The 15,331-nt window shown below is 60.3% G+C and carries 12 protein-coding genes; 11 read left to right on the top strand and 1 reads right to left on the bottom strand.

From position 1 onward, the window contains the following. Nucleotides 1-161 precede the first annotated feature (161 nt). From secE to DYZ14_RS07690, 9 genes are all read left to right on the top strand, one after another. Complete coding sequence (gene secE / locus DYZ14_RS07650) at nucleotides 162-362, top strand: preprotein translocase subunit SecE (RefSeq protein WP_154720124.1); 201 nt, start codon at nucleotides 162-164, stop codon at nucleotides 360-362. A 15-nt stretch (nucleotides 363-377) separates the two neighbouring features. Then, entirely contained in the window at nucleotides 378-908 is a 531-nt protein-coding gene (gene nusG / locus DYZ14_RS07655) for a transcription termination/antitermination protein NusG (protein WP_115672051.1), read from the top strand. A gap of 146 nt (nucleotides 909-1,054) precedes the next feature. Next, the gene (rplK, locus tag DYZ14_RS07660) at nucleotides 1,055-1,486 is read left to right on the top strand and encodes a 50S ribosomal protein L11 (protein ID WP_115672052.1); all 432 of its coding nucleotides are present in this window, start codon (nucleotides 1,055-1,057) and stop codon (nucleotides 1,484-1,486) included. 2 nt (nucleotides 1,487-1,488) lie between these two features. Further along, nucleotides 1,489-2,184, top strand: a complete 696-nt coding sequence (gene rplA, locus DYZ14_RS07665) for a 50S ribosomal protein L1 (RefSeq protein ID WP_115672053.1) — start codon at nucleotides 1,489-1,491, stop codon at nucleotides 2,182-2,184. A gap of 341 nt (nucleotides 2,185-2,525) precedes the next feature. Further along, nucleotides 2,526-3,044 carry a 50S ribosomal protein L10 gene (gene rplJ, locus DYZ14_RS07670; protein ID WP_115672054.1) on the top strand — a complete coding sequence of 173 codons (519 nt, stop codon included), beginning with the start codon at nucleotides 2,526-2,528 and terminating at the stop codon, nucleotides 3,042-3,044. A 66-nt stretch (nucleotides 3,045-3,110) separates the two neighbouring features. Further along, nucleotides 3,111-3,488 (top strand): 50S ribosomal protein L7/L12, encoded by a 378-nt coding sequence (gene rplL, locus DYZ14_RS07675; RefSeq protein ID WP_115672055.1) that lies wholly within the window; start codon nucleotides 3,111-3,113, stop codon nucleotides 3,486-3,488. Between the two features lie 256 nt (nucleotides 3,489-3,744). Further along, a complete protein-coding gene (gene rpoB / locus DYZ14_RS07680) occupies nucleotides 3,745-7,881 on the top strand; it encodes a DNA-directed RNA polymerase subunit beta (protein WP_154720125.1) in 4,137 nt (1,378 codons plus the stop codon). A 186-nt stretch (nucleotides 7,882-8,067) separates the two neighbouring features. After that, nucleotides 8,068-12,282, top strand: coding sequence for a DNA-directed RNA polymerase subunit beta' (gene rpoC / locus DYZ14_RS07685; RefSeq protein ID WP_115672057.1), 4,215 nt, complete (start codon nucleotides 8,068-8,070; stop codon nucleotides 12,280-12,282). A gap of 184 nt (nucleotides 12,283-12,466) precedes the next feature. Beyond that, nucleotides 12,467-13,522, top strand: a complete 1,056-nt coding sequence (locus DYZ14_RS07690) for a cytochrome-c peroxidase (protein ID WP_154720126.1) — start codon at nucleotides 12,467-12,469, stop codon at nucleotides 13,520-13,522. A gap of 80 nt (nucleotides 13,523-13,602) precedes the next feature. Here the strand turns inward: DYZ14_RS07690 and DYZ14_RS07695 are convergent, their stop codons facing one another. Further along, entirely contained in the window at nucleotides 13,603-13,896 is a 294-nt protein-coding gene (locus DYZ14_RS07695) for a transcriptional regulator (protein ID WP_154720127.1), read from the bottom strand. Nucleotides 13,897-14,401: 505 nt separating this feature from the next. On the opposite strand from DYZ14_RS07695, the gene rpsL reads away from it, so the two are divergent. Together rpsL and rpsG are read left to right on the top strand one after the other, a co-directional pair. Beyond that, on the top strand, nucleotides 14,402-14,773 hold the full coding sequence (gene rpsL, locus DYZ14_RS07700; RefSeq protein WP_003507760.1) for a 30S ribosomal protein S12: 372 nt from the start codon (nucleotides 14,402-14,404) through the stop codon (nucleotides 14,771-14,773). A gap of 75 nt (nucleotides 14,774-14,848) precedes the next feature. Then, nucleotides 14,849-15,319, top strand: coding sequence for a 30S ribosomal protein S7 (rpsG, locus tag DYZ14_RS07705; protein ID WP_115672060.1), 471 nt, complete (start codon nucleotides 14,849-14,851; stop codon nucleotides 15,317-15,319). Nucleotides 15,320-15,331: the final 12 nt, after the last annotated feature.

Here is a 15,331-nt window from a genome sequence, read left to right on the forward strand (position 1 = left end):
ATCGCTTTGAGAGTGTGTCGGCTTGATGAAGGCAAAAGTTGCGGACGGATGGATTCTCTCTTGTATAAAGGGGAATCGATCTTTATGTAGGGTTCAAACAGACACGCGGTGCGTGGGGCTGACATCGTCGGCTTTACGCGCCGTAAATGCGTGGGCATTAAATGGCATCCAAGACTAATCCATTCGCGTTTCTGCAGCAGGTCCGCTCCGAGACGTCCAAGGTCACATGGCCGTCGCGCCGCGAGACAATGATCTCGACGGCGATGGTGCTGTTCATGGTGGTCTTTGCCGCGCTGTTTTTCTTTGCGGCCGATCAGTTGATCGGCTGGCTGATCAGCCTCGTGCTGAACATCAGCATTTAATCGGCGGAGACGAACATGGCTGCACGTTGGTATATCGTCCACGCTTATTCCAATTTTGAAAAGAAGGTCGCGGAAGACATCGAGCACAAGGCTCGACAGAAGGGGCTTGATCACCTCTTCGAGAAGATCCTTGTCCCGACCGAGAAGGTCGTCGAGATCCGTCGCGGCCGCAAGGTCGACAGCGAGCGCAAGTTCTTCCCCGGCTATGTGCTGGTGCGGGCGAACCTGACCGACGAGGCCTATCACCTGATCAAGAACACGCCGAAGGTCACGGGTTTCCTCGGTTCCGACAATAAGCCTGTGCCGATCCCGGATTTCGAAGCCGAGCGCATCCTGGGCCAGGTCCAGGAAGGCGTCGAGCGTCCGAAGTCCTCTGTCTCCTTCGAAATCGGCGAACAGGTTCGCGTTTCCGACGGTCCGTTCGCTTCGTTCAACGGTGTCGTTCAGGATGTCGACGAGGAGCGTTCGCGTCTCAAGGTCGAGGTTTCGATCTTCGGTCGCGCGACCCCGGTCGAACTGGAATACGGTCAGGTCGAAAAGGTCTGATCGGCAGGGGTCTCTTGATCCCGCAAGCGCGTGGGAGGGTGAGGGTCTGAAGCCGGACCTTTCAAACGTACCACGCAACCGCAGCCGCCGGTTTGAACCGGCACATCTGGGCCGGGCAACCGGTCCTCATCGAAAGGCAGAGAGATATGGCTAAGAAAGTTGCAGGCCAGCTCAAGCTCCAGGTCAAGGCAGGATCGGCGAACCCGTCCCCGCCGATCGGCCCGGCCCTTGGTCAGCGTGGCATTAACATCATGGAATTCTGCAAGGCGTTCAATGCCGCCACGCAGGAAATGGAAAAGGGTATGCCGATCCCGGTCGTCATCACCTATTACCAGGACAAGTCCTTCACCTTCGCTATGAAGCAGCCGCCGGTTACCTACTGGCTGAAGAAGGAAGCTAAGATCACCTCCGGCTCGAAGACGCCGGGCAAGGGTGCGAAGGTCGGAACCATCACCAAGGCTCAGGTCCGTGCGATCGCCGAAGGCAAGATGAAGGACCTGAACGCAGCCGACGTCGATGGCGCAATGGCAATGGTCGAGGGCTCTGCCCGCTCCATGGGCCTGGAAGTGGTAGGTTGATCATGGCTAAGCTCGCAAAGCGCATGCAGAAGATCCGCGAAGGTGTTGACCCGACGAAGCTCGTTGCTCTGTCGGACGCCATCGCCATGGTCAAGGAACGGGCCGTCGCCAAGTTCGACGAAACCGTTGAAATCGCGATGAACCTCGGCGTTGACCCGCGTCACGCCGACCAGATGGTTCGCGGCGTTGTCAACCTGCCGAACGGCACCGGCCGCGACGTTCGCGTCGCCGTCTTCGCCCGTGGCGCCAAGGCTGATGAAGCCAAGGCCGCTGGTGCAGACATCGTCGGCGCCGAAGACCTCGTCGAAATCGTCCAGGGCGGCAAGATCGACTTCGATCGTTGCATTGCCACTCCGGACATGATGCCGCTCGTCGGTCGTCTCGGCAAGGTGCTCGGCCCGCGTGGCATGATGCCGAACCCGAAGGTCGGCACCGTCACCATGGACGTCGCTGGCGCCGTCAAGGCTTCCAAGGGTGGTGCGGTCGAATTCCGCGTCGAGAAGGCTGGTATCATCCATGCCGGTATCGGCAAGGCCTCCTTCGACGCCAAGGCACTCGAAGAAAACATCAAGGCTTTCGCCGATGCCGTCGTCAAGGCGAAGCCGGCTGGTGCGAAGGGCAACTACGTCAAGCGCGTAGCCATCTCCTCGACCATGGGCCCGGGCGTCAAGATCGATCCGGCGACCGTTTCGGCCTGATAGAATTTCTCCGGAGCTTCGGCTTCGGGAACAACGAATTTCCGGCCCCTCGGGGCCGGGAATTTCCGGGGAAACCCGGAATTCCTGTCCGAGATTGCGGGTGGCCCCAGGGCCTTAATATTCACCTGCATGAGACGGGGTAAGACCCGATATTTAAACGTCTGATGACGTCTTGAAGTTCGGTTCGAGCCTTATTCGCCTTGGCGCGGAAGCATAGCTTCGGCGCGAGGGGACAGGATCCTCAAGCGTCGCTTGGGATCTCGGTAACCTGGATCCCTTGAGGCAAAAGGCAAACCCGGTGGGGCCTGCAGGATTGCGGTCCCATCAACTGGAGACAGACAGTGGAAAGAGCGGAAAAACGCGAATTCGTCACGGAGCTGAACGAAGTCTTCAAGACTTCCGGTTCGGTTGTCGTGGCCCACTATGCTGGTGTCACGGTTGCGCAAATGAACGACTTCCGTTCGAAGATGCGCGCAGCTGGCGGTACCGTCAAAGTCGCGAAGAACCGCCTGGCCAAGATCGCTCTTCAGGGCACGGAGTCGGAAGAGATGTCGGATCTCTTCAAGGGTCAGACGCTGATCGCATTCAGCGAAGACCCGATTGTGGCTCCGAAGGTCGTCATGGATTTCGCCAAGACCAACGACAAGCTCGTTGTTCTCGGTGGTGCCATGGGGGCAACCAAGCTCAACGCCGAAGCAGTCAAGTCGCTTGCGACCCTGCCTTCGCTCGACGAGCTGCGCGCGAAGCTGCTGGGCCTTCTCAATGCCCCGGCAACCCGCGTCGCGACGGTTGTTGCAGCACCGGCAAGCCAGCTTGCCCGCGTGTTCGCAGCCTATGCCAAGAAGGACGAAGCCGCGTAAGGCGGTTTTTCGCTGTTCATACCCTAATCGTTCGTTTCGAACCGAACCTACTAAGGAACTAGTAAAATGGCTGATCTCGCTAAGATCGTTGAAGACCTCTCCTCGCTGACCGTTCTGGAAGCTGCCGAGCTTTCCAAGATGCTCGAAGAAAAGTGGGGCGTTTCCGCCGCTGCTCCGGTAGCCGTCGCTGCTGCTGGCGGCGGTGCTGCTGCAGCTCCGGCTGAAGAAGAAAAGACCGAGTTCGACGTTATCCTCGTTGACGCTGGCGCCAACAAGATCAACGTCATCAAGGAAGTCCGCGCCATCACCGGCCTGGGCCTCAAGGAAGCCAAGGACCTCGTCGAAGGCGCTCCGAAGGCTGTCAAGGAAGCTGTTTCGAAGGCTGAAGCCGCTGACCTCAAGAAGAAGCTTGAAGACGCTGGCGCCAAGGTCGACGTCAAGTAAGTCTGAATTGGCGTTTGGGAGACGGCATCCGCCGTCTCCCATTCGTCTTTTCTTCTGGAACTAATTACCCAAAAGCCCGTCAAACGGCTTTTGGGTAATGGGTTCTCAAGAGGATGGTCCTTGATCGAGGCACCCGGCAATCCGGCCGGCGGCTTCGGAACCAGGACGAGATTGAACGATCCATTGATTGACGGAACCGACTGGCCAGCGGTTTCCGTCTGTTGCAGGCCCGGATGCAAATTGACAAGGAGCGACGATGGCTCAGACCCTTTCCTTTAATGGTCGCAGGCGCGTACGCAAGTTTTTTGGAAAAATTCCAGAAGTGGCGGAAATGCCGAACCTCATCGAGGTTCAGAAGGCTTCCTATGATCAGTTCCTCATGGTCGACGAGCCGGTTGGCGGCCGTCCCGACGAGGGGCTCAATGCCGTTTTCAAGTCCGTCTTCCCGATCACCGACTTCTCCGGTGCTTCGATGCTGGAATTCGTCTCCTACGAATTCGAGCAGCCGAAGTTCGACGTCGACGAATGCCGCCAGCGCGACCTGACCTATGCAGCCCCGCTCAAGGTGACGCTGCGCCTCATCGTGTTCGATATCGACGAGGATACGGGCGCCCGTTCGATCAAGGACATCAAGGAACAGTCGGTCTACATGGGCGATATGCCGCTCATGACCAACAACGGTACCTTCATCGTCAACGGCACCGAGCGCGTCATCGTTTCGCAGATGCACCGTTCGCCGGGCGTGTTCTTCGACCACGACAAGGGCAAGAGCCACTCGTCGGGCAAGCTTCTGTTTGCAGCCCGCGTCATCCCTTATCGCGGCTCCTGGCTCGACATCGAATTCGACGCCAAGGACATCGTCCACGCCCGTATCGACCGTCGCCGCAAGATCCCCGTGACTTCGCTGCTGATGGCGCTCGGCATGGACGGCGAAGAAATCCTCTCGACCTTCTACACCAAGTCGACCTATGTCCGTGACGGCAAGGGCTGGCGCATTCCTTTCGTTCCGGAAACGCTGAAGGGTGCCAAGACCATTTCCGACATGATCGACGCCGACACCGGCGAAGTCGTGGTCGAAGGCGGCAAGAAGCTCACCCCGCGCCTGCTGCGTCAGCTGCAGGACAAGGGCCTGAAGGCCCTGAGGGCGAGCGACGAGGACCTCTACGGCAATTATCTCGCCGAAGACATGGTCAACATGGCGACCGGCGAGATTTATCTCGAAGCCGGCGACGAGATCGACGAGAAGTCCCTGCCGCAGATCCTCGAATCCGGCTTCGGCGAAATCCCGGTTCTCGGCATCGACCACATCAATGTCGGCGCCTACATCCGCAACACGCTGGCTGCCGACAAGAACGAGAACCGTCAGGACGCTCTGTTCGATATCTACCGCGTCATGCGCCCGGGCGAACCGCCGACCATGGAATCGGCCGAAGCCATGTTCAACTCGCTGTTCTTCGACGCCGAGCGCTACGACCTGTCGGCCGTCGGTCGCGTCAAGATGAACATGCGTCTCGACCTCGACTGCCCGGACACCGTGCGCGTCCTGCGCAAGGATGACATCCTGGCCGTGGTCAAGATGCTGGTCGAACTGCGTGACGGCAAGGGCGAGATCGACGACATCGACAACCTCGGCAACCGCCGTGTCCGTTCGGTCGGCGAACTGATGGAAAACCAGTACCGTCTCGGTCTGCTGCGCATGGAGCGCGCCATCAAGGAACGCATGTCGTCGATCGAGATCGACACCGTCATGCCGCAGGACCTGATCAACGCCAAGCCGGCAGCCGCCGCCGTTCGCGAATTCTTCGGCTCCTCGCAGCTGTCGCAGTTCATGGACCAGGTGAACCCGCTCTCGGAAATCACCCACAAGCGCCGTCTTTCGGCCCTTGGACCGGGTGGTCTGACCCGCGAGCGCGCCGGCTTCGAAGTCCGCGACGTTCACCCGACCCATTACGGCCGTATCTGCCCGATCGAAACGCCGGAAGGCCCGAACATCGGTCTGATCAACTCGCTCGCCACCTTCGCCCGCGTCAACAAGTACGGCTTCATCGAAAGCCCGTACCGCAAGATCATCGACGGCAAGGTGACGAAGGATGTCGTCTACCTGTCGGCCATGGAAGAAGCGAAGTACTACGTTGCGCAGGCCAATTCCGAGCTCACCCCCGACGGCCAGTTCGTCGAGGAGTTCGTCGTTTGCCGTCATGCCGGCGAAGTCATGCTGTCGCCGCGCGACACCATCAACCTGATGGACGTTTCGCCGAAGCAGCTCGTATCGGTCGCGGCAGCGCTCATCCCGTTCCTGGAAAACGACGACGCCAACCGCGCTCTCATGGGCTCGAACATGCAGCGTCAGGCCGTGCCGCTGGTGCGTGCCGAAGCGCCGTTCGTCGGCACCGGCATGGAGCCGATCGTCGCGCGTGATAGCGGCGCCGCCATTGCCGCTCGTCGTAGCGGTGTGGTCGACCAGGTCGACGCGACCCGTATCGTTATCCGTGCCACGGAAGATCTCGAAGCAGGCAAGTCCGGCGTCGACATCTATCGTCTGCAGAAGTTCCAGCGTTCCAACCAGAACACCTGCGTCAACCAGCGTCCGCTGGTCACCGTCGGCGACGTTCTGAACAAGGGCGACATCATCGCGGACGGTCCGTCGACCGACCTCGGCGATCTGGCCCTCGGCCGCAACGCGCTCGTCGCGTTCATGCCGTGGAACGGCTACAACTACGAAGACTCGATCCTGATGTCGGAACGCATCGTCGCTGACGACGTGTTCACCTCCATCCACATCGAAGAATTCGAAGTGATGGCCCGCGACACCAAGCTTGGTCCGGAAGAAATCACCCGCGACATTCCGAACGTCTCGGAAGAAGCGCTGAAGAACCTCGACGAAGCCGGTATCGTCTACATCGGGGCCGAAGTTCAGCCGGGTGACATTCTGGTCGGCAAGATCACGCCGAAGGGCGAAAGCCCGATGACGCCGGAAGAAAAGCTCCTGCGCGCCATCTTCGGCGAGAAGGCCTCGGACGTTCGCGACACCTCGATGCGCATGCCGCCGGGCACTTTCGGCACCATCGTCGAAGTTCGCGTTTTCAACCGCCACGGCGTTGAAAAGGACGAACGTGCGATGGCGATCGAGCGCGAGGAAATCGAACGTCTCGCCAAGGACCGCGACGACGAGCAGGCCATTCTCGACCGTAACGTCTACGGCCGCCTGCTCGACATGCTGCGTGGCCAGATGGCGGTCGCCGGCCCGAAGGGCTTCAAGAAGGGCGTCGAACTGTCCAACGGCGTCATCTCGGAGTATCCGCGTTCGCAGTGGTGGATGTTCGCCGTCGAGGACGAAAAGGTCCAGGGCGAAATCGAAGCCCTGCGTGGCCAGTACGACGAGTCGAAGTCGCTGCTTGAGCATCGCTTCATGGACAAGGTCGAAAAGGTCCAGCGCGGCGACGAAATGCCTCCGGGCGTCATGAAGATGGTCAAGGTCTTCGTCGCTGTGAAGCGCAAGATCCAGCCGGGCGACAAGATGGCTGGCCGTCACGGCAACAAGGGCGTTGTCTCGCGCATCGTTCCGGTCGAAGACATGCCGTTCCTCGAAGACGGAACGCACGTCGACATCTGCTTGAACCCGCTCGGCGTTCCTTCGCGCATGAACGTCGGCCAGATCCTCGAAACCCATCTGGCCTGGGCTTGCGCCGGCATGGGCAAGAAGATTGGCGATATGCTCGAGGCTTACCACAAGTCGCTCGACATCACCGAGCTGCGTACCGAGCTCACCGACATCTATGCGAGTGAATCGCACGACGAGGTGAAGCGCTTCGACGACGAGTCGCTGGTTCGTTTGGCCGAGGAAGCCAAGCGCGGCGTATCGATCGCCACGCCGGTCTTCGACGGTGCGCACGAGCCCGACGTTGCTGCCATGCTGACCCGCGCCGGTCTCGATCCGTCGGGCCAGTCGGTTCTCTATGATGGCCGTACCGGCGAACAGTTCGACCGCAAGGTGACCGTGGGCTACATGTACATGATCAAGCTCAACCACTTGGTCGATGACAAGATCCACGCCCGTTCGATCGGTCCGTACTCGCTCGTCACGCAGCAGCCGCTGGGCGGCAAGGCGCAGTTCGGCGGTCAGCGCTTCGGGGAAATGGAAGTCTGGGCGCTCGAAGCCTACGGCGCCGCCTACACCCTGCAGGAAATGCTGACGGTGAAGTCGGACGACGTGGCCGGCCGTACCAAGGTCTACGAGGCGATCGTCCGCGGCGACGACACCTTCGAGGCGGGCATTCCGGAGAGCTTCAACGTTCTCGTCAAGGAAATGCGCTCGCTGGGTCTCAGCGTCGAGCTCGAGAACTCGAAGGTCGACGAGGCGGCAGCCGGCCAGCTGCCCGACGCGGCGGAATAACAAGTTGACAAGGGCGTGCGGGGTCTTCCTCGCACGCCATTCCCGCCTTGATCCGGTCGGACCGGGGCAGGGAAGTTTCGCCGCATTTGGCGGTTATTGTCATTTAAGGGTCCGGTTCGGCATCCCGGGAATTTGCCGGCACCGCGATCCCATTGAGGGCTCTTCTGCCCCATCAAGGAGACAGGCATGAACCAAGAGGTCATGAACCTTTTCAACCCGTCGGTACCGGCGCAGCACTTCGATTCCATCCGGATTTCGATTGCCAGCCCGGAAAAGATTCTTTCGTGGTCGTATGGCGAGATCAAGAAGCCGGAAACGATCAACTATCGTACCTTCAAGCCGGAACGCGACGGTCTGTTCTGCGCGCGCATCTTCGGGCCGATCAAGGACTACGAGTGCCTGTGCGGCAAGTACAAGCGCATGAAGTACAAGGGCATCATCTGCGAAAAGTGCGGCGTCGAAGTCACGCTGTCGCGCGTTCGCCGCGAGCGCATGGGCCATATCGAGCTCGCCGCGCCCGTTGCCCATATCTGGTTTCTGAAGTCGCTTCCCTCGCGCATCTCGACGCTGCTCGATATGACGCTGAAGGATGTCGAGCGCGTTCTCTACTTCGAGAACTACATCGTCACCGAGCCGGGTCTGACCGCCCTCAAGGAGCACCAGCTCCTCTCGGAAGAAGAATACATGCTGGCCGTGGATGAATATGGTGAAGACCAGTTCACCGCGATGATCGGCGCCGAAGCCATCTATGAAATGCTGGCCTCGATGAACCTCGAGAAGATCGCCGGCGACCTGCGTGCCGAACTGGCTGAGACCACCTCGGATCTCAAGCAGAAGAAGCTGATGAAGCGCCTGAAGATCGTCGAGAACTTCATGGAATCCGGCAACCGCCCGGAATGGATGATCATGAAGGTCGTTCCGGTCATCCCGCCGGACCTGCGCCCGCTGGTTCCGCTCGATGGCGGCCGCTTCGCGACGTCCGACCTGAACGATCTCTATCGTCGCGTCATCAACCGTAACAATCGTCTGAAGCGCCTGATCGAACTGCGCGCTCCGGGCATCATCATCCGCAACGAAAAGCGCATGCTGCAGGAATCTGTGGACGCGCTGTTCGACAACGGCCGTCGCGGCCGCGTCATCACGGGCGCCAACAAGCGTCCGCTGAAGTCGCTGTCCGACATGCTCAAGGGCAAGCAGGGCCGCTTCCGCCAGAACCTGCTCGGCAAGCGCGTCGACTATTCCGGCCGTTCGGTCATCGTGACTGGACCGGAACTGAAGCTGCACCAGTGCGGCCTGCCGAAGAAGATGGCGCTCGAACTGTTCAAGCCGTTCATCTATGCCCGCCTCGACGCCAAGGGTTATTCCTCGACCGTCAAGCAGGCCAAGAAGCTGGTCGAAAAGGAAAAGCCGGAAGTCTGGGATATCCTCGACGAGGTCATCCGCGAGCATCCGGTTCTCCTCAACCGCGCACCGACGCTGCACCGCCTTGGCATCCAGGCCTTCGAACCGATCCTGGTCGAAGGCAAGGCCATCCAGTTGCACCCGCTCGTCTGCACGGCCTTCAACGCCGACTTCGACGGCGACCAGATGGCCGTTCACGTGCCGCTGTCGCTCGAAGCCCAGCTTGAAGCCCGCGTGCTGATGATGTCGACCAACAACATCCTGCACCCGGCCAACGGCGCACCGATCATCGTTCCGTCGCAGGACATGGTTCTCGGCCTCTACTACCTGTCGATCCAGAACCAGAACGAGCCGGGCGAGGGCATGGCCTTCTCCGACATGGGCGAGCTGCAGCACGCCCTGGAAAACAAGGTCGTTACCCTGCACTCCAAGGTGAAGGGCCGCTTCAAGACGGTTGACGCCGAAGGCAAGCCGGTGTCGAAGATCTATGAAACGACCCCGGGTCGCATGATCATCGGCGAACTTCTGCCGAAGAACGTCAACGTGCCGTTCGACATCTGCAACCAGGAAATGACCAAGAAGAACATCTCCAAGATGATCGACACGGTCTATCGCCACTGCGGCCAGAAGGACACGGTCATTTTCTGCGACCGCATCATGCAGCTTGGCTTCAGCCACGCCTGCCGCGCCGGCATTTCGTTCGGCAAGGACGACATGGTCATTCCGGAAACCAAGGCGAAGATCGTTGGCGACACCGAGTCCTTGGTCAAGGAATACGAACAGCAGTACAATGACGGTCTGATCACCCAGGGTGAGAAGTACAACAAGGTCGTCGACGCCTGGGGCAAGGCAACCGAAAAGGTCGCCGAGGACATGATGGCCCGCATTAAGGCCGTCGAGTTCGATCCGGAAACGGGTCGCCAGAAGCCGATGAACGCCATCTACATGATGTCGCACTCCGGTGCCCGCGGTTCTCCGAACCAGATGCGCCAGCTGGGCGGCATGCGCGGCCTGATGGCCAAGCCGTCGGGCGAAATCATCGAGACGCCGATCATCTCGAACTTCAAGGAAGGCCTGACCGTTAACGAGTACTTCAACTCGACCCACGGTGCCCGTAAGGGTCTCGCCGACACCGCCTTGAAGACCGCGAACTCCGGCTACCTGACCCGTCGTCTCGTCGACGTGGCACAGGATTGCATCGTCAACCTCGTGGATTGCGGCACCGACAAGGGCCTGACCATGACGGCGATCGTCGATGCCGGTCAGGTCGTGGCATCGATCGGTGCGCGCGTTCTCGGCCGTACGGCGCTCGACAACATCGACCATCCGGTCACCGGCGAGCGTATCGTCGATGCCGGTCGCATGATCCTCGAGGCCGATGTCGTCGAGATCGAAAAGGCCGGTATCCAGTCGATCCGTATCCGCTCCGCTCTGACCTGCGAGGTCCAGACGGGCGTCTGCTCGATCTGCTACGGCCGAGATCTGGCCCGCGGCACGCCGGTCAACATGGGCGAAGCCGTCGGCGTCATCGCGGCACAGTCGATCGGCGAGCCGGGCACCCAGCTCACCATGCGTACCTTCCACCTGGGCGGTACCGCGACCGTGGTCGACCAGTCGTTCCTGGAAGCCTCGTACGAAGGTACGGTGCAGATCAAGAACCGCAACATGCTGCGCAATTCCGAAGGCAATCTCATTGCCATGGGCCGCAGCATGGCCGTCACTCTCCTCGACGAGCGTGGCGTCGAGCGCTCCTCGCAGCGCGTGGCTTACGGTTCGAAGGTCTTCGTCGATGATGGTGACAAGGTGAAGCGCGGCCAGCGTCTGGCCGAGTGGGACCCCTATACCCGCCCGATGATGACGGAAGTCGAAGGCATCGTGCATTTCGAGGACGTCATCGACGGTCTCTCGGTGCTCGAAGCGACCGACGAGTCGACCGGCATCACCAAGCGTCAGGTCATCGACTGGCGTTCGACCCCGCGCGGTTCGGACCTCAAGCCGGCGATCGTCATCAAGGACGCATCCGGTAACGTGCTGAAGCTGTCGCGTGGTGGCGAAGCCCGCTTCCAGCTCTCGGTCGATGCGATTCTCTCGGTCGAACCGGGCCAGAAGGTCTCCCAGGGTGACGTTCTCGCGCGTTCGCCGCTGGAAAGCGCCAAGACCAAGGACATCACCGGCGGTCTGCCGCGTGTTGCCGAACTGTTCGAGGCCCGTCGTCCGAAGGACCACGCCATCATCGCTGAGATCGATGGTACGATCCGGCTGGGCCGCGACTACAAGAACAAGCGTCGCGTCATCATCGAGCCGGCGGAAGACGGCGTCGAGCCGGTCGAATACCTGATCCCGAAGGGCAAGCCCTTCCATCTTCAGGACGGCGACTATATCGAAAAGGGTGACTACATCCTCGACGGTAACCCGGCACCGCACGACATCCTGGCGATCAAGGGCGTCGAGGCACTCGCCTCGTACCTTGTCAATGAGATCCAGGAAGTCTACCGCCTGCAGGGCGTCGTGATCAACGACAAGCACATCGAAGTGATTGTTCGCCAGATGCTGCAGAAGGTCGAGATCACCGATGCGGGCGACAGCCAGTACATCGTTGGCGACAATGTCGACCGGATCGAACTGGACGACAACAACGAGCGTCTGATCGAGGAAGGCAAGAAGCCGGCTTACGGCGAACCGGTTCTTCTCGGCATCACCAAGGCTTCGCTGCAGACCCCGTCGTTCATCTCGGCCGCATCCTTCCAGGAGACCACCAAGGTTCTCACGGAAGCTGCGATCGCCGGCAAGACCGACACCCTGCAGGGCCTCAAGGAGAACGTCATCGTCGGCCGCCTGATCCCGGCTGGTACCGGCGGCACCATGACGCAGATCCGCCGCATCGCTTCCTCGCGCGACGAACTCATCCTCGAGGAACGCCGCAAGGGCACGGGCGCCGATCTGGCCACCCCGATGCTCCAGGATTTGGCCTCGGCCGAAGAGGCTCCGGCCGCCGAATAAGGGCCGCCGACCTGCGGGCGATTATGTCGCACCGCAACTTTGACGAATGACAGGCGCCCGGGGCTTCCGGGCGCCTTTTTCGTTTGCACCCTCCAAGCCCTGGCTCTATTCATTGATCTAGAACAAGGCTGCACATTATAATCATTCTAAAATGATCTTCGTTCACAACCGAACGGAGGCTATAATGAAAAGCTTATTTACTTCGGCCGCAGTCCTGGTCCTGGCAACGACGGCATTTGCTGCCGATCCTGCCCCGGCAGATTTGCGGGCGTCAGCCCTGGAAATTTTCAAGCCCCTGCCGTCAACCACGCCGGCAGTGACCAACAACCCGATCACCCCTGACAAGATCGCGCTCGGAAAGGCGCTGTTCTTCGATCCGCGGATTTCGGCTTCGGGCGTTTTCTCGTGCAATTCGTGCCACAATCTCGGCACCGGTGGCGACGACAATCTCGAGACCTCGATCGGCCACGGCTGGCAAAAGGGTCCACGCAACTCGCCGACGGTGTTCAACGCCGTCTTCAACAGCGCCCAGTTCTGGGACGGCCGGGCTGACGACCTGGCGGCACAGGCCAAGGGCCCGGTCCAGGCCGGTGTCGAAATGGCGAACACGCCCGATCAGGTCGTTGCCACGCTGAAATCCATGCCGGACTATGTCAGCTGGTTCAGGGCGTCCTTCCCCGGCGAGGAAGATCCGGTGACCTTCGACAACTTCGCCAAGGCGATCGAGGCCTTCGAAGCGACCCTGATCACGCCGGCACCCTTCGACGCCTTCCTGAACGGCGACGATAACGCCATGACGGCGGATCAGCAGAAGGGCCTGGCACTCTTCATCGACAAGGGATGCTCGTCCTGCCATGCCGGTATCAATCTGGGCGGTGAGGGCTATTTCCCCTTCGGCCTGATCGAGAAGCCCGGCGCCGACGTGCTGCCGGAAAACGACAAGGGACGCTTCGCCGTCACCGCAACGGCGGACGACTCCTACGTGTTCCGCGCGGCTCCGCTGCGCAACGTGGCGATGACCGCACCTTACTTCCACTCAGGCAAGGTATGGGATCTGAAGCAGGCTGTCGGCATCATGGGCGTGTCGCAGCTGGGCGAGGACATCAACGATGCCGAAGCCGATCTCATCGTGGCCTTCCTGGGCACGCTGACCGGCAAGGTTCCGGAAGTCACCTATCCGATCCTGCCCGCGGAAACCGGCACGACGCCGCGTCCGAGCGGCGAGGTGATCGCCAAGTAACGTGGCTTCAAGCGCGCATGCAAAAGGGCCGCCCGACAATCGGGCGGCCCTGAACATTTCCGGCCGAACCGGCCGACAGATCAGTTGAAGCGGATGATGGCCACTTCGCCTTCCAATGCGCCCTGATAGGCGGAGGCATGCGGCTCCTCGTCCGGGGCGCCGGTGATCATCCCGATCTGGTCGAGATCGGCTTCGAGGAAGCCCTCTTCCGACAGGGCATTGAGTGCGAGCCGCACGGCGGTGTCGTCGTCCGGTGCAGCCAGCATGACATGCAGGTCGATGCCTTCGCCACCCTCGACCTCGTAGGCCTTGGCAATAATGATGAAGACCATCGGTTCGTCTGGGGAATTGTCGTTGTCGGGGCTGGAGATCATGGCCTGGTCTTCTTTTGATGGCGTTGCGTGATTCCCCGGCCTTTCGAATCATATGTGGCGGGGAGGGGAGTTGACGGCTGCCCCGGCGTCTATTTAAGACTTCCGCCAACAAATCCCAAACCAATTTGTTCGCATGGTGGGGGATTCACCCCGGACACCCGCCAAGCCCTGCCGTTGCGGGCCTTCGGGCCACTATTTTGCGATAGAGACTTGACGTCTACGGGTGAAAACAGTAGTACGCCCCCCATCGGAGCCTATGTGAGGCTAGGCTTTTCGGAACGTCGCGTTCCGGAGTTCGCCTCAAACAGGGTTCTTTTCGCACGTTGACGACACAAATGCTGCACGCAAGACGCACTCGACGTGCGTCCTCTGCCTTTTGTGGTCCATCCGTTGAATTCGGATTGGGCCACATTTTGCGCATGAGTAAATCGTGTGATCACTGCCGGTAACGGTTAACCGAGGCTCGAGAGAGTCTTAGAGATATGAATTTGCAAGGGATGGTTATATGCCTACCGTAAACCAGCTTATCCGCAAGCCGCGTCAGGCACAGGTAAAGCGCAACAAGGTTCCTGCCCTGCAGGAAAACCCGCAGAAGCGTGGTGTTTGCACCCGCGTTTACACCACGACCCCGAAGAAGCCGAACTCGGCTCTGCGTAAGGTCGCCAAGATCCGCCTGACCAATGGCTTCGAAGTCATCGGCTACATCCCGGGCGAGGGTCACAACCTGCAGGAACACTCCGTCGTCATGATCCGTGGCGGCCGCGTCAAGGACTTGCCGGGCGTTCGTTACCACATCATCCGCGGCGTACTCGACACCCAGGGTGTCAAGAACCGCAAGCAGCGCCGCTCCAAGTACGGTGCGAAGCGTCCGAAGTAATTCGGTTATCATTTTTCCGGCGCTGCGCGAGGTTCTCCGCGTGATAAAGCGTCCCAACAAGTTGAGAGACAAAGCATGTCCCGTCGCCACAGTGCAGAAAAGCGCGAGATCAACCCGGACCCGAAGTTCGGCGATCTGGTTGTCACTAAATTCATGAACGCCATCATGCTTCACGGCAAGAAGTCGGTCGCTGAAAGCATCGTCTACGGTGCGTTTGACAGCGTTCAGGCGAAGACCAAGCAGGAGCCGATCACGATCTTCCATCAGGCGCTCGAAAACATCGCGCCGCATGTCGAAGTCCGTTCGCGCCGCGTTGGTGGTGCGACCTACCAGGTCCCGGTCGATGTTCGTCCGGAGCGCCGCCAGGCTCTCGCCATCCGCTGGCTGATCACCGCTGCTCGCAAGCGCAACGAGACCACCATGGTTGATCGCCTGTCGGGCGAACTCATGGATGCCGCGAACAATCGCGGTTCTGCTGTCAAGAAGCGCGAAGACACGCACAAGATGGCCGACGCCAACCGCGCGTTCTCGCATTACCGCTGGTAATCTGAACCGATC

Source organism: Ciceribacter sp. T2.26MG-112.2, assembly GCF_900492205.1.
In the GTDB taxonomy this organism is placed as follows: domain Bacteria; phylum Pseudomonadota; class Alphaproteobacteria; order Rhizobiales; family Rhizobiaceae; genus Allorhizobium; species Allorhizobium naphthalenivorans_A.

What these genes read in the sequence shown, in the direction of transcription:
- secE (WP_154720124.1), top strand. Translation starts at nt 162, where the DNA reads ATGGCATCCAAGACTAATCCATTCGCGTTTCTGCAGCAGGTCCGCTCC.
- nusG (WP_115672051.1), top strand. Translation starts at nt 378, where the DNA reads ATGGCTGCACGTTGGTATATCGTCCACGCTTATTCCAATTTTGAAAAG.
- rplK (WP_115672052.1), top strand. Translation starts at nt 1,055, where the DNA reads ATGGCTAAGAAAGTTGCAGGCCAGCTCAAGCTCCAGGTCAAGGCAGGA.
- rplA (WP_115672053.1), top strand. Translation starts at nt 1,489, where the DNA reads ATGGCTAAGCTCGCAAAGCGCATGCAGAAGATCCGCGAAGGTGTTGAC.
- rplL (WP_115672055.1), top strand. Translation starts at nt 3,111, where the DNA reads ATGGCTGATCTCGCTAAGATCGTTGAAGACCTCTCCTCGCTGACCGTT.
- rpoB (WP_154720125.1), top strand. Translation starts at nt 3,745, where the DNA reads ATGGCTCAGACCCTTTCCTTTAATGGTCGCAGGCGCGTACGCAAGTTT.
- rpoC (WP_115672057.1), top strand. Translation starts at nt 8,068, where the DNA reads ATGAACCAAGAGGTCATGAACCTTTTCAACCCGTCGGTACCGGCGCAG.
- DYZ14_RS07690 (WP_154720126.1), top strand. Translation starts at nt 12,467, where the DNA reads ATGAAAAGCTTATTTACTTCGGCCGCAGTCCTGGTCCTGGCAACGACG.
- DYZ14_RS07695 (WP_154720127.1), bottom strand. Translation starts at nt 13,896, where the DNA reads ATGATCTCCAGCCCCGACAACGACAATTCCCCAGACGAACCGATGGTC.
- rpsL (WP_003507760.1), top strand. Translation starts at nt 14,402, where the DNA reads ATGCCTACCGTAAACCAGCTTATCCGCAAGCCGCGTCAGGCACAGGTA.
- rpsG (WP_115672060.1), top strand. Translation starts at nt 14,849, where the DNA reads ATGTCCCGTCGCCACAGTGCAGAAAAGCGCGAGATCAACCCGGACCCG.